This window comes from Paenibacillus sp. 11B, assembly GCF_030487755.1.
GTDB lineage: Bacteria > Bacillota > Bacilli > Paenibacillales > Paenibacillaceae > Paenibacillus > Paenibacillus vandeheii.
Genome location: NZ_JAUKNS010000001.1, coordinates 1,344,943 through 1,358,582 on the forward strand (window position 1 = coordinate 1,344,943; position 13,640 = coordinate 1,358,582).

At 47.0% G+C, this 13,640-nt stretch carries 11 protein-coding genes and 1 other annotated feature; of the genes, 2 read left to right on the plus strand and 9 right to left on the minus strand.

The annotated features are described in order from the left end of the window. Window positions 1-86: 86 nt before the first annotated feature. Together Q0V21_RS05975 and Q0V21_RS05980 are read right to left on the minus strand one after the other, a co-directional pair. Window positions 87-1,337: an anti-sigma factor family protein gene (locus Q0V21_RS05975; RefSeq protein WP_301878047.1), complete on the minus strand. Its 1,251-nt coding sequence runs from the start codon at window positions 1,335-1,337 to the stop codon at window positions 87-89. After that, complete coding sequence (locus Q0V21_RS05980; RefSeq protein ID WP_024628507.1) at window positions 1,334-1,882, minus strand: RNA polymerase sigma factor; 549 nt, start codon at window positions 1,880-1,882, stop codon at window positions 1,334-1,336. Before Q0V21_RS05980 ends, Q0V21_RS05975 begins: the two co-directional genes overlap by 4 nt. Before the next feature lie 350 nt (window positions 1,883-2,232). On the opposite strand from Q0V21_RS05980, the gene Q0V21_RS05985 reads away from it, so the two are divergent. Next, on the plus strand, window positions 2,233-2,535 hold the full coding sequence (locus Q0V21_RS05985) for a hypothetical protein (RefSeq protein ID WP_024628508.1): 303 nt from the start codon (window positions 2,233-2,235) through the stop codon (window positions 2,533-2,535). Window positions 2,536-3,149: 614 nt separating this feature from the next. Here Q0V21_RS05985 and Q0V21_RS05990 read toward each other — a convergent pair. From Q0V21_RS05990 to Q0V21_RS06000, 3 genes are all read right to left on the minus strand, one after another. After that, window positions 3,150-6,014 (minus strand): ComEC/Rec2 family competence protein, encoded by a 2,865-nt coding sequence (locus tag Q0V21_RS05990; protein WP_301878048.1) that lies wholly within the window; start codon window positions 6,012-6,014, stop codon window positions 3,150-3,152. Between the two features lie 103 nt (window positions 6,015-6,117). Next, the gene (locus Q0V21_RS05995) at window positions 6,118-6,639 is read right to left on the minus strand and encodes a deoxycytidylate deaminase (RefSeq protein WP_301878049.1); all 522 of its coding nucleotides are present in this window, start codon (window positions 6,637-6,639) and stop codon (window positions 6,118-6,120) included. A gap of 134 nt (window positions 6,640-6,773) precedes the next feature. After that, window positions 6,774-7,364 carry a ComEA family DNA-binding protein gene (locus Q0V21_RS06000; protein ID WP_301878050.1) on the minus strand — a complete coding sequence of 197 codons (591 nt, stop codon included), beginning with the start codon at window positions 7,362-7,364 and terminating at the stop codon, window positions 6,774-6,776. Between the two features lie 186 nt (window positions 7,365-7,550). Here Q0V21_RS06000 and comER point away from each other — a divergent pair, with 186 nt between their 5' ends. Further along, the gene (gene comER / locus Q0V21_RS06005) at window positions 7,551-8,396 is read left to right on the plus strand and encodes a late competence protein ComER (RefSeq protein WP_024628513.1); all 846 of its coding nucleotides are present in this window, start codon (window positions 7,551-7,553) and stop codon (window positions 8,394-8,396) included. Here the strand turns inward: comER and leuS are convergent. The 4 genes from leuS to rsfS form a co-directional block, all read right to left on the minus strand. Then, a complete protein-coding gene (leuS, locus tag Q0V21_RS06010) occupies window positions 8,377-10,821 on the minus strand; it encodes a leucine--tRNA ligase (RefSeq protein ID WP_301878051.1) in 2,445 nt (814 codons plus the stop codon). The genes comER and leuS overlap by 20 nt on opposite strands. Before the next feature lie 71 nt (window positions 10,822-10,892). Then, window positions 10,893-11,160 (minus strand) — a binding site (T-box leader). 309 nt (window positions 11,161-11,469) lie between these two features. Then, entirely contained in the window at window positions 11,470-12,240 is a 771-nt protein-coding gene (locus Q0V21_RS06015; RefSeq protein WP_024628515.1) for a class I SAM-dependent DNA methyltransferase, read from the minus strand. Window positions 12,241-12,379: 139 nt separating this feature from the next. After that, a complete protein-coding gene (locus Q0V21_RS06020) occupies window positions 12,380-13,285 on the minus strand; it encodes a CvfB family protein (protein ID WP_079349680.1) in 906 nt (301 codons plus the stop codon). Beyond that, window positions 13,282-13,629 carry a ribosome silencing factor gene (rsfS, locus tag Q0V21_RS06025; RefSeq protein WP_024628517.1) on the minus strand — a complete coding sequence of 116 codons (348 nt, stop codon included), beginning with the start codon at window positions 13,627-13,629 and terminating at the stop codon, window positions 13,282-13,284. Before rsfS ends, Q0V21_RS06020 begins: the two co-directional genes overlap by 4 nt. Window positions 13,630-13,640: the final 11 nt, after the last annotated feature.

The following is a 13,640-nucleotide window of genomic DNA, read 5'->3' on the forward strand; positions in this document are numbered from 1 at the left end:
GATAGGACGTTGTTGTTACTCCCAGTATATTCTCAATGCAACAGAAATGTTCGGCAAGTCTGGAGTCCAAATGTGTGATTTACCGCCTATTTGGCAGAAGTTCCACTCGAAGCAGTGGAAACATTAAATGATTTCTTCACTGTTGTCCCATCTTTATCCGTCTCATAATTGAATACGGTACTATCCGTGGACCAACTCGCAGATTTTAGCGTACCACCCACATTTCGCTGCTCGACCAAATTAAGCACATCCGGGTCATTGGCAGATTTAGAGTAGATGCTGATCTGATCGTCGAGCAGCATGACCAGATAGGAGCCATCTGGTGACTTCCATTCTTTTGGAGTTGTATTGGAAAGGGCACCCGAATCTGTGGCAGCGAATCCTTTGTTGCCTCCCGCTGCATCCATGCCCGTCTCGGAATCAGGAGTCGTCGTACTCTCCGTTGGCTCTTCTACCTTAATGTCGGGCATATCCTGAGAAGTGAATGATTGTGCGTCCCCAGTTTCAGGCTCCGTTGCTCCGTTTCCATCAGTGCCTGCTGGTGGTGCGGTAGCAGTTCCTGTATCCTCATTTTTTTGCTGATTTACACTTTTCGTACTATCAGCAGAATCGGAACTGGAAGGAGTGCCCTTCGTATCAGTACTCTTGTTCGTTTCGGACCCGGAAGCTGGCTGTTTAGGCGTTGGATTTTCCTTTATTACAGGTTCCTGTGCCTTCTCGGAGCCATCTTCCTCAGGAGCAGTCTCTTGAAGTTTTTTATCTTCAACAAATGGCTGGTTAAAATCTTCAATTAATGAACTGCTATCACTCGATGCAGCGGATGGTTCATCGTTGTTAATCTCTCTGCTCACTGGATTTTGATCGGTATTTCCGCCTTCTTGATTACTTCCAGTGCTCATCATCACTTCGGCATTCTCTATCTTCTCTGGCTGATATCCAAAGATTGCTATACCGAGAACAACAGCTGCTGCTGCTGCACCCAAGGACATCCGACCAGCCATGGAATTCAACCATTTTTGCTTCGGTTTCCGCTCACTTGAACGCTGTAAATTCTCAAATGCAGCAGGGACAGGACTCATTTCCTGTATAGTACTGCTTTGTTCTCTTTTCGCTTCGTCGATTGCATCCAATTGCGGCATAATGGCGTCAACCAGACTGAATCTCGGGGTTACCTGCGGCAAATCTTCCAGTTCTCTGGAGAGAGCTCTGAGCAAACTAAAATTTTCGGCGCACTCCGCGCATTGGGCTACATGCTGTAGCATCTGCGCGGTTTCGGCCTCGCCCAGATCATGATCCAGATACCGGTGCATCCATTCCACCACCTCTTCGCATTTCATCCTGTCACACCACCTTTCTGATACTCCTGTAGTAGATTCTGTAATTGTTGTCTGGCTCTAAATAAATAAGATTTAACCGTATTCAACGGAAGATCGAGGCAATCCGCAATTTCGTTATAGGATAAGTCCTGCAAATATCTTAGAACAATAACGGTACGGTGATGCTCAGGTAGCTTATTAATAGCATCCTGTATATCCTTTGCCACATACGTGGACATCACTTCGAATTCCACGTCCTGATTGTCCTGAAAAACCATATCATGCTCGTCAATGGAGACGGAAGGCTTGGTTCTTCTGAATTTATCAATACAGATATTCGTGACGATGCGCTGTACCCATGTCTTAAACTGGGCCTTTTCCTCATATGAGTTAATCTTGGTGTAAATTCGGATCAACGCTTCCTGAGCAGCATCCAAAGCGTCCTGTTCATTATTTAGAATGTAATATGCGGTCCGATAAACATGCTGTTCAATGTCCCGCAATAGGGTAATTAGAGCGTCGCGATCGCCCGATTGAGCGGCTCTGATGAGTTCCGGCTCTACCACAAAGGATCCCCCTCTCCCTGCAACCTTACAGACGTGACCATCAATAAAATTGTTGCAAAGTTAAGTATATTTTTATATTGCCATAACAAAATAACGGCTTATGTATTGGGGCCGCTGAAATCTTCTCTTAGAATAACAGAAATTGCATAACGAGTCATCAAGCCAGCTCAAAAGTCATTCCAGTACTTACACGACTCAATTTAATCACAATGGCATACATTATAGCTAACAACACTTATAGCATTGAAAATAAAAAAGTTCAAATTTTGTACAAATTTAAGCTCATTTTAATGTAATTTTCATGAAAACAGTGTATTGTAAATTTACATTCATAACACGAGGTGATGAGCATGCCAGCTCTTGCAAAAATTCAAGCGTTAAAAGAACAAATGCCCAAAGAATATCAAAGCATATCCCATTTTGTGGAACATGCATTGCAGTCTATTGATACTCTGGTTGAGGAACATCGGAAGTACACCGCTGCACAAGCATTATACGGCGACAAAATCGTCGGAACGGAAGAACGCTTGTACAGAGAAACCGTGCTTGATGTACGAGCACAGCTCTTGCTGACGCTTGAGAAAACGGTGGAAGATCTGTTGCACAAAGGCGACAAACATTGGAGCAAACATTTCAAAGATGGCGTTGAATAATTCTTACATTATTCCCAAATGTTTAAAAAATGGCCCTCTTTCCGGTATTCTCCCCGAGGAGTATAACGGATAGCGGGCTTTTGTTATATTATTCTACGTGCAAATGTGATTACCAACTTGTTATTGAAACTGTAATACCATAACTTACATTAAATTAACAAAGCGAATACAATTCAATTCAAATAATAATATAAAATAGAAAATATATACACTTAGTGGTAAATCCTGTCCTTGGATACAACAACCAAAGTTGAAGAGAGTTAGTCCTGTAACACACTTTAAATAGAAATGTGGCAGATTAAATGAAATTAAAAATCTTTTTAAAATACTTTTTAGGATTATTTGTTCTCTATAATTTGTTAATAATTGTATTTAATATTGGGATACAGCATAAAACATGGAATGAAATCGATTATATACTAAACATATTCAGTGTTACGATAATTAGCTTAACAGTAGGCATTTTGAAGGCAAGAAAATAATTCAATTAGTCAGCTCCCCTAAGGGATTATTAGCGTTCCAACCATTCGTTGTAGATCTTCCTCTACTATAAGAAGTAAGAAAAGGTAACTCATTACTTAAGATGAATTATCTATCTAGTCATAAAGGTAACGTCATCCACCCTCTAGTTTATAGCGCACATCAATCTCCCCATCTTTAATCCTCATCTGAATCTCCCCCATCTGGTCTGTACGATAGATGTCTGTACCCGAATCCACAAGACGTTCAAGCACTCCAGAATTGGGATGTCCATATGTATTGTTGGCTCCTACAGATATCACGGAAGCCGATGCATTCCAGTACTGTAACCAAGCTTCGGTAGAAGAAGTTTTGCTCCCGTGATGTGCAACTTTTAACACATCAATGGTGACCGGAGCATCCTCATGATTCTCCCCCGCCTGACGTGTAAACATCTCCTGAACAGAAACATCTGCTAATGCAGCATTTGCACCCTGCTGTCCAAATGAGGCTGCGAGCGATCCATCCTGAATCATATAGAGCAGATCCTGCTCGGCTGCAGCATCCATATCTCCTGTGAACAATAGGTAGGCGCCTGCCATGTCCAGCATAAAGACAACCGAGTCATGATTCTGATGTTCCGAAACGGGCAATCTTTCTCCTGTATCCATCGTTTTCTCCAGATCCGGATATATAAAATGTAATCTGGTCTCTTCATCCGGCGCGTAGGACATCCCTTGGCGAATGGCATATAACGGAATCTTCTTCTCGATAACTGTATCCAGCAATTTCTCAAAATTGGCTGTACCGCTGGTTGTCCCATTGAACATGAATCGTTCCACCGGAATTTGTTCGAGCACCGCCTGTAATCCCCCGGCATGATCCTGATCAGCATGGGTTACGATTACGGCGTCCAGCCGATGAATGCCCCGTTTTTTCAATAAAGGAACTACCACCTTGACCCCTACTTCATATGGATCACGCCGTGTCTTCCAGGATTGTTCGGACTTTCCAAACTGGACCGTGCCCCCGCCATCGACCAAAATATGTTTACCTCCGGGAGTTGTAATTAGTGTGCTGTCGCCTTGTCCAATATCCAAAAATTGCACCACTCCCGCACCCGCAGGCTGGGGCGTCTGGTATGCCCACCATAGTCCCGCTACAAAGCTAATGGCCAACAGGGCACACATCCATTTGTGGAAGAAGTTCATCCGTTCACCAGAGTAAAAACCCGCTCCACGCGCAGCAAATGCACTGCTATATTCCGGCCACGCAATGCTTGCACTTAATGTGGTCATTGAACCATGATTAGCTTCACGTCCACCTTTATTTAATCCTTGTGATGGTGATGATGCGTTAGACAACGCAGATAGACCCAGAGCTGCTCTGGACGATCCTCCAGCATGCCGATGAACCAGAGGAGCCGTGTCCTCTTCTGTGCCCTGGGCAATAGGCTGTTCACCTGAGCCGCGATGAAGGGTACGCAAAAGCGCATAGAGAACAGCATAATATGCTGCAATCCACAGCAACGAAGGTGTAGCCCAGATCAGCACAAAGCCCGGCAAGCTGTTCATCCACTCCATACTTGCAAAGGTCATTTTGTTCAGCAAAATAGCAGTCCACGCCAACGGTTTAGCAAGAGGCATCCAAAGAAGCGATAAAATCAGGGCAACCGTTCCAAGCGGAAGCACAATCGCGCTAATCAAGGAGACTAGCAGGAAGTTTGCAACAAATGACAGCAGTGAAAACTGGTTGAAATACAGAATCGTTACCGGAAAAGAAATCAGCTGTGCCGTTACCGTCACGGAAGCTGTTGCTGCAAGTCCTTTGGGCCAACTGCTAAATAGTCGATTAATCAGCGGCATATAGATCATCAGTCCGGCTGTTACCAGAAAGGATAGCTGGAAGCTCACACTTAATAAAAAATAAGGGTTCCACCACATCATCAACAACGCTGCTGCACTGATCATCTGCAAGCCATCCCTGGCAAGCCCACGCCGCGCCATATACAAACCAATCATCGACATAATTCCCGCACGAATGACCGACGGTGAACCCCCGGACAACAGTACGTATGCTGGTATTAGCAGCAACACAATGGTGAGCGATGTTTCCCGGGTTAACCTAAGCCAGGATAAAAGGAGCAGCAGCGATGCCACATACACTGCAACATGTGTTCCGGAGATCGCCAAGATATGAGTTAAACCAAGTTGTGAAAACTGACCATATGTATCTGGATCGATATCTTTAGACATCCCGATAATCAGACCTTTCATGTAGCCAGCATGAGGTTCGGGGAATAACTGTTCTACAGCTAAGCCGAGCTTATGTCTGACCACGTCATTCCACCGAAGAATATTGAATTTCCCCAGCCCTTCAGGCGCAATGTTCGTTACCGAGTTGGCACCCTTCACTTTAAACAACCAATGGATATGAAGAGTCCTTAAGTAATTTTGATAGTCAAATCCGCCAAAGTTTCTGGCTTCGCCGGGAAGCGCAAGCGAACCCGTCAACGTTATCGTATCCCCTCGCTTCCAGCCTGCTGCTACCTGCTGTTCTTCTTCCTCAGCCAGACGGACTTGGACCATCAGACGTTCTCTCAAGTTAGGCTCAGTTCGCGCTTCTGACGCTGATGCCGATGTTATATCGGATTGCGGGAGCATGGAGGTAATCTGCATTTCAAAATCGGCCCGATCCCCATCTATGCGTACATCCGACATCAGGGTTCCTTCAAATGTAGCTGCATAACCATCCAAATCCTCTGCAGCCGTATGTGTGATCTCGGGCAGACTGCTCCGATTCCGCGTATCATTCCATTCCCAGTGCACAGCACCGCCGATGAGTGCTACGATCAGTAACAAGATGGGCCAACCGCGTATATCAATCATTCGTAGCAACAACGGCAGACAAACGAGAGCGCCAATCATTCCTATGAACAGGGACCAGCCTGATAACGCACATGCCATCCCGCTACCGCATAACCAGCAGACGGTAAATACCAGTAAAGGTCTGCCTTTCATTTTCTTTGCCTCCTTCTTTTCACGCGTATGAACACAGAAAAACCCCCGGCAGCTGTTCCAGCAACCGGAGGTTCTTCCCCGCAAATTTGATATTATATGTGTTCTAGTTACTTACCGTCATCATCGTCTCACGCGGAGCCTGGTAATTTTCCAGTCGGCGAAACGTAATGCCTTTTTGCTTCATCATGTCCGTAACCTTGCCTGTATCCTTGGGATATGGGCGATGAAATACGATTTCTGTAATGCCGCTATTCGCGAGCATATTGGAGCAAGTCCAGCAAGGTTCATCCGTAACATATACAGAAGAGCCTTCGCGGTCAATGCGATCAGTGAACAAAAGCAAATTCTGCTCCGCATGAATGGTACGAATACAGCGTTGCTTTTTGACCATTTCCTCCTGACCGTCGGTCACTACCAGCTCATATTCTTCCGAGATCATGCACCCTGCTTCAGAGCAGTCCGGAACTCCCATGGGCGCACCATTATAAGCTGTTCCAAGCAGTTTCTTCCCCTGAACAAGTACGGCGCCAACATGACGGCGTGAACAGCGGGAACGGGTTGAGACCATATATGCGATGTCCATGAAATACGTATCCCAGTCTTTGCGTACGTCTGTTGTACTCATTACCGTTTCCCTCCCGTCCGATACAAGTTGAATCCATATAGATGTCATCCAGACACTCAGCGTACAGAAAACCTTACGATTGCTGTAATGTCATTTCAAATCCAACTTATATCGTGATATTTAATATATTGTTACTACCTGATCTGCACATAAGGAGCCATTTTCTCCAGCATTTTCATTCCGATTCCTTTCACTTTAGTCAGGTCGCTGACTTTGGTAAAAGGTCCATGCGAATTACGATAATCAATAATGGCTTGCGCCTTTTTCTCCCCAATTCCAGGGAGGTCCATAAGCTTGACTACAGGAGCTGTATTGACATCAATTTTACCATTGTCAACAGCTTCATTGCCGACCAATGCTTGATTATTGTCTGGTGAAACCACAGGTACATCCGATTTCGTTTCTGCCACACCTATTGAAACATCCATTTGGTTGTTGCCTGCATTGCTCTGATTAGCTACCTTTTCCGTCGTGGCATTAATCTGGTTCGTCTCTGTGGAGGCCTCAGTAGTTGAAGGTCTCTGATCTGCACCGGGAGCCTTTGTTTGTTCCTGAACCAAAGTAGCCGACTGTACAGCAGAGGTTTCCTGCACTATCGTCGGCTTCTCGGTGGCGAGCTGCATAGGTTCCCAGCCAGAAGGTGGCTGTTCACTTTTGCCCGACCATAATATCAATATACATCCAACCACCGCAGCAGCAATGGTCATTCCCTTGTTCCATCTCATGTCTTCCACACCTCTCCCTGGATTCAAAATAAATCTATTCTGAACACGGGCGGTGCTTCCGAACCGTTGGACTTGCCTGGTAAACCAAGCTGTACTTTTTTCATGTCATGTCAAGCAGGTCCTGACGCATACACTAGAGGGAAAGAACTGCGCCATTACCGTAAAGCATGAAAGGAGGCCTGAACAATGAAGGTTGGATTTATCGGAACCGGCAGCATGGGTAGCCTGCTGATCTATGCCTTGATTCAATCCGGTGCACTTGAGCCACGGCAGATCGCCGCCAGCAATCGAACCCCTTCCAAAGTACGGCAGCTAGCCCTCCGTTACCCTGGTCTGCATGAATCACAGAGCAACCGGGAAACCGTCATCCGCAGCAATATCGTCTTTCTATGCGTGAAGCCGCTTGAATTCAAACATGTCATTGACGACATCCTGCCTGTCGTGAATCCCAATCATATAATCGTCTCGATCACCAGTCCCGTGCAGCTGCGCCATCTGGAATCTTCACTTCCTTGCAAAGTCTCCAAAGTGATCCCCAGTGTTACGCACCAGGTCGGCAGCGGAGCGTCCCTGTGTATACACGGTGAGCGAATGACTACCGAAGACCGCGCTTTGCTGGAAGGGCTGCTCAGTCATATCGGCAGACCCTATCAAGTGGATGAAGCCTGTACCCGGATCACATCCGACTTCTCCAGCTGCGGACCTGCATTCATATCGTTCTTTCTGGAGCAATGGATCGAGAGTGCTGTCAAGCTCACAGATATCAAGCGAGCCGATGCCTGCGCTCTTGCTGGCGAGATGCTCCTGGGAACAGGCAAGCTGCTCACCGAGGGAGGATATACACCGCAAGAACTTCAGGCTCGCGTGGCTGTACCTGGCGGCATCACCGCACAGGCACTAGCCCTGCTGAAGGTGAGTCTAGATGGTGTTTTTGACAGCCTGATCCAGACGACTCATGACAAATATGATGAAGATTTATTGAAGCTGGATGAGCTATTCAAAGCCGGTGAGATTAACCGGCAACAATATTAACGAGTTTGCCTGGAACGGCAATGACCTTGCGAACGGTCTTGCCTTCCAGTGCCTGCTTCACAGGTGCCAGTTCCATTGTAAAGTCCTGCATGCCCTGTGCGTCCAGATCCTTCGCGATCGTAGCACGAGTTACAATTTTGCCATTCACTTGAACAACAATCTCCACTTCGGCATCCACCGTCATGGACTCATCATACTCAGGCCAAGCTACGTAAGAGATTCCACCTTCATGACCGAGACGGCTCCACAGCTCCTCTGCCATATGTGGTGCCAGTGGTGCCAGCAACTGTACAAAGTTCTCCATCGCTTCACGTGACAGCGTATCTGCTTTGTATGCATCGTTGATGAAAATCATCAACTGGCTGATTGCTGTGTTGAAACGCAGATGTTCCAGATCCTCTGTAACCTTTTTGATGGTTTTCTGAGCCGTCCGTTTGAACTCATCGGTACCACCATCTGCTGTAATCTTGTCATTGATTGCACCTGTATCTTCATTGATGAACAGACGCCATACACGTGACAGGAAGCGGTGCATGCCCTCAACCCCGTTAGCGTTCCACGGTTTTGTAGCCTCCAAAGGCCCCATAAACATTTCATACAGACGCAATGTGTCTGCACCAAATTCATTGACGATCTCATCCGGGTTAATAACGTTACCACGGGATTTACTCATCTTCTCGTTGTTGGTTCCCAGGATCATGCCTTGGTTGACCAATTTGTGGAATGGCTCTTTGGTATGCACCACACCCAGATCATACAGCACTTTATGCCAGAAACGAGCGTACAGCAAGTGAAGCACCGCGTGCTCAGCTCCCCCAATGTACAGATCAACCGGCAGCCACTGCTGCTGTTTCTCCTGAGAGATCAGTTCCTTGTCATTGTGTGGATCGATAAAGCGCAGGTAATACCAGCAGCTACCGGCCCATTGTGGCATCGTGTTCGTCTCACGACGAGCTTTCATTCCTGTTTCCGGATCTACGGTGTTAACCCATTCCGTAACATTCGCCAGCGGTGATTCTCCAGTACCCGAAGGTTTGATCTGGTCAATATCTGGCAGCAGTAAAGGCAGCTGATCTTCCGGCACCGTCTTCATCGTTCCGTCTTCCAGATGCAGAATCGGGATTGGCTCACCCCAGTAACGCTGACGGCTGAATAACCAGTCACGCAGACGATAGGTCGTTTTGCCTTGTCCCTTACCGTTCTCTTCCAACCAGGCAATCATCTTCGCAATCGCTTCTTCGTTGTTCAATCCGTTCAGGAAATCGGAGTTCACATGCGGTCCGTCTCCGGAATACGCTTCTTGGGTTACGTCGCCACCCTGTACAACCTCGATGATGTCCAGACCAAACTGTTTCGCAAACTCCCAGTCACGAGTGTCATGCCCCGGAACGGCCATGATTGCCCCTGTGCCGTAACCAGCCAGAACATAATCGGCGATCCAGATAGGTACCTTCGCTCCGTTTACCGGATTGATTGCGTAAGTTCCTGTGAACACACCTGATTTGTCTTTAGCCAAGTCGGTGCGTTCCAGATCACTCTTGCGAGCAGCCTGTTCCTGATATGCCTTGATTGCTTCACGCTGTTCTGGGGTTGTAATGACATCCACCAGCTCATGCTCAGGTGCCAATACAGCATAACTTGCGCCGAACAACGTATCTGCACGTGTCGTAAACACTTTGATAACTTCTTCATGACCCTCAATGGCAAAAGTAACTTCAGCCCCGGTCGATTTGCCGATCCAGTTGCGCTGCATATCCTTGATGCTCTCTGACCAGTCCAGCTCCTCCAGATCTTCCAGCAAACGCTCTGCATATTCCGTAATTCTCAATACCCATTGGCGCATTGGTTTACGAACGACCGGATGTCCACCACGCTCACTCTTGCCGTCAATAACCTCTTCGTTCGCCAGTACCGTACCCAAAGCTTCGCACCAGTTAACAGGTACTTCATCAACATAAGCCAGGCCTTTATTGTACAACTGGATAAAGATCCATTGCGTCCATTTGTAATATTCAGGGTCTGTTGTGCTGATCTCCCGATCCCAGTCATAGGAAAAACCGAGTGATTTGATCTGACGACGGAAATTATCAATGTTACGGAAGGTGATATCACGCGGATGTTCACCCGTATCCAATGCATGCTGCTCGGCAGGCAGGCCGAAAGCGTCCCAACCCATTGGATGCAGTACATTAAAGCCGCGCATACGTTTGAAACGGGATACGATATCCGTTGCCGTGTATCCTTCCGGGTGACCTACGTGCAGGCCTGAGCCGGATGGATACGGAAACATATCCAGTGCGTAAAACTTCGGTTTAGAAGGGTCCTCACCCGTTTTAAACGTTTTATTGTCATCCCAGTATTGCTGCCAACTTTTTTCCATAACTTGTGGCTTATAGCCGTGTTTTGGCTGTTGATTCTCGCTCATCTATTGTTCCTCCTCTGGTTATTCACATTTATTGCAACAAAAAAACCTCAGCATCCCGTAGCGTTTGCAGCGCTAGGGACGAGAGGTTGAATTCCCGTGGTACCACCCTAGTTAGCGGACGATCGTGCTTCGTCATCCACTCCCTTTGGACCTGTAACGGCGGTTAACCGATGCGGATTTCCATTCCTGAACACGAGTGTTGCTTCGGTCGGTTGCAAGATGGTGTAATCACCGCATTTCTCCAAGGCGAGTTCGTGAAATACTGTCAACCGACTTGCACCAACCGCCGGCTCTCTGTCATGTACAGGACTCACTACTGATCCTTATCATCGAAATATGTATACGATATGATCGGGAACATTATATAAAAAAGAAGCATTAAAGTCAATATTACACTGTTTGTTGACTATAAACAATGCCATGCATGAGTATACACATCAAGACGACCGGAATCGCTTGATTCCTTCTTTCAGGTTATCCATCGTCCACTGAATGTGTTCCTGGTTATTGTATTGACGATAAGTACACTTGATTCTCTCTCAGCATCAGATCAAAGTAGAGTTCATATAACCTTCTTATTTTCCGTTTGCTATCTGTTGTAACAAAAACTGCCCCTATGTATCATAAGGACAGTTCAACATCATAATCTTATTTCACAGCTACATAGAACAGACGCTGTGCGCCTTCTCCCGCTTCTTTCCACTCAAAATCAGCATACACACGCACATCTCTGAAACCAGCCTTCGTGAGCTCCAGCTTCATCCAGTCTGGATCGTATGCACGCTGAACATGAACCTCTTCAAACCGCTGGTACATATCCTTGCCACTCTCAGCCGCACGCGAAAAGATACTCAGATGATGCTCAATCTCACACCGATCATGATCCATATCACAGGTCCAAATATACGACACGGAGCGTTCATCCAACACAAAAGGTTGCTCCTCTTCGTATCGAATAAGGGTATTCGGATGATGTACATCAAACAGGAAAGTCCCCTCAGGCTTCAGCATCTCGTAAGTACGCTGAAATGTACGGACAACATCTTCTTTTTCAAGCAAATAATTCACGCAATCACAGAACGATATCACCGAGTCCACGGGCTCCGGTACTCTCCAGTCCCGCATATCCTGCTGCACCCAGCGGACGCTGCCCTCCCGATATAAGCGGTGACCTTGAGGTGTAGCCTCCATTTTACTGCGTGCAACAGACAACATGTCCGCTGACAGGTCAATGCCTGTAACTTCGAAGCCGGAGTTCACCAGGGGGATCGTAATTGAACCGGTACCGCAGCCCAGTTCAGCCACACTTTTTGGCATGCCATGCCGTTCCCAAGCCGTTCTCGCAAACCTTATCCAGTCCGGATAAGGCATATCCTCCATTAATTCATCGTACACATAGGCAAATTTCCGGTAAGACATGTCAGGCACCGCACTTTCAATTTCATTTTCGAAGCTCATTTGAACAAAAGAAAAAGCAGGGGCGTCCGGAGTTCACCCAGCCTTGCCCTGCCTTTACGTGTGGATTCAAGCACATGCTTGATCCATGATAGCTGTTTGCTTACTTGTCCTCGTTCTGATCCTGGGGTACAGACTCTGTCAGATAGGTCCAGTTTTCCTTTTGAGTGACCAGACCGTCCTTCATCAGTTTGCCCAAGGCACGCTTGAACGCAGATTTACTGATGCCAAAACGCTGCTTGATAATGTCCGGCGGGGTAGCATCCGAATAGGGCATGCCGCCCGTAGGGCGCTCTTTCATGAAAGCGAGCAGTTTGTCCGCATCTTCATTGCGACCCACCTCTTTGAGAGGGGACATCGCCAGATTGACACGTCCGTCTTCACGTACCATGGTTACCCGGCATTTTACCTTTTCACCAAGACGCAGCATACGATTTCGCTCCGAGGAATGAATCATGCCGATCGCGCCAAAGCCGAGCACACCACCGTCAACAAGTACAAAAGTACCCATCTGAAGTGGCTTGTACACTGTTGCTTCAACCCATTCGTTCACCCAAGAGGTTGGCGCATGGAAAGACAATGGCGCAAGCTCACGTTCCCCAGCCAATTTTGCCCGCAAACGTCCTTGCTTGTCATGCTCCATAAGAACAAAAACTTCATCCCCTACATGGGGACGCAATTCTTCCAACTCAGGCAATTCACGAATCGGGAGCAGCAATTGCCGTCCAAGCCCCATTTCGAGGAAACAGCCGAGGCGTGGATGAATATCAGCCACAACCAGTCGTCCCATTTCACCGAGTGTGAGATATGGTTTTTTCATGGTTGCCGCGAGACGATCTTCCGTATCAAAGAACAGAAAGACCTCCAGCATTTCACCAATTTTAACGTCCCGTGTAAGCTCCGTATAGTGAAGCAGTACATCTTCCGATCCTGTCGTCAAAAAGTAGCCAAACGGAGACACTTCACGTGAAACCGGCAAATTGACAACTGTTCCTGCGATCAAACTCATACCGTTTCCACCACTTTGGCATCAGACCACAGTCGTTCAATGTTGTAATACTCACGCTCGTCGCGGTGGAAGATATGAACAACCACATCACCCATATCCATCAATACCCAACGTGCAGAATCCATACCTTCGATGCCTTTGATATTCACTCCGGCTGCATGTGCCTGTTTGCGAATTTCTGTTGCAATCGCCTGTACCTGTGTATCGGAATTCCCGTGACAGATAACAAAATAATCCGCTACCAGCGAGATGTTAATCAGATCCAGCGCTACAATGTTGGATGCCTTTTTATCGTCAGCGGCGGCAACCGCCATATTCATAAGTTCTTTCGATGATACTGTCATGAACCAACCTC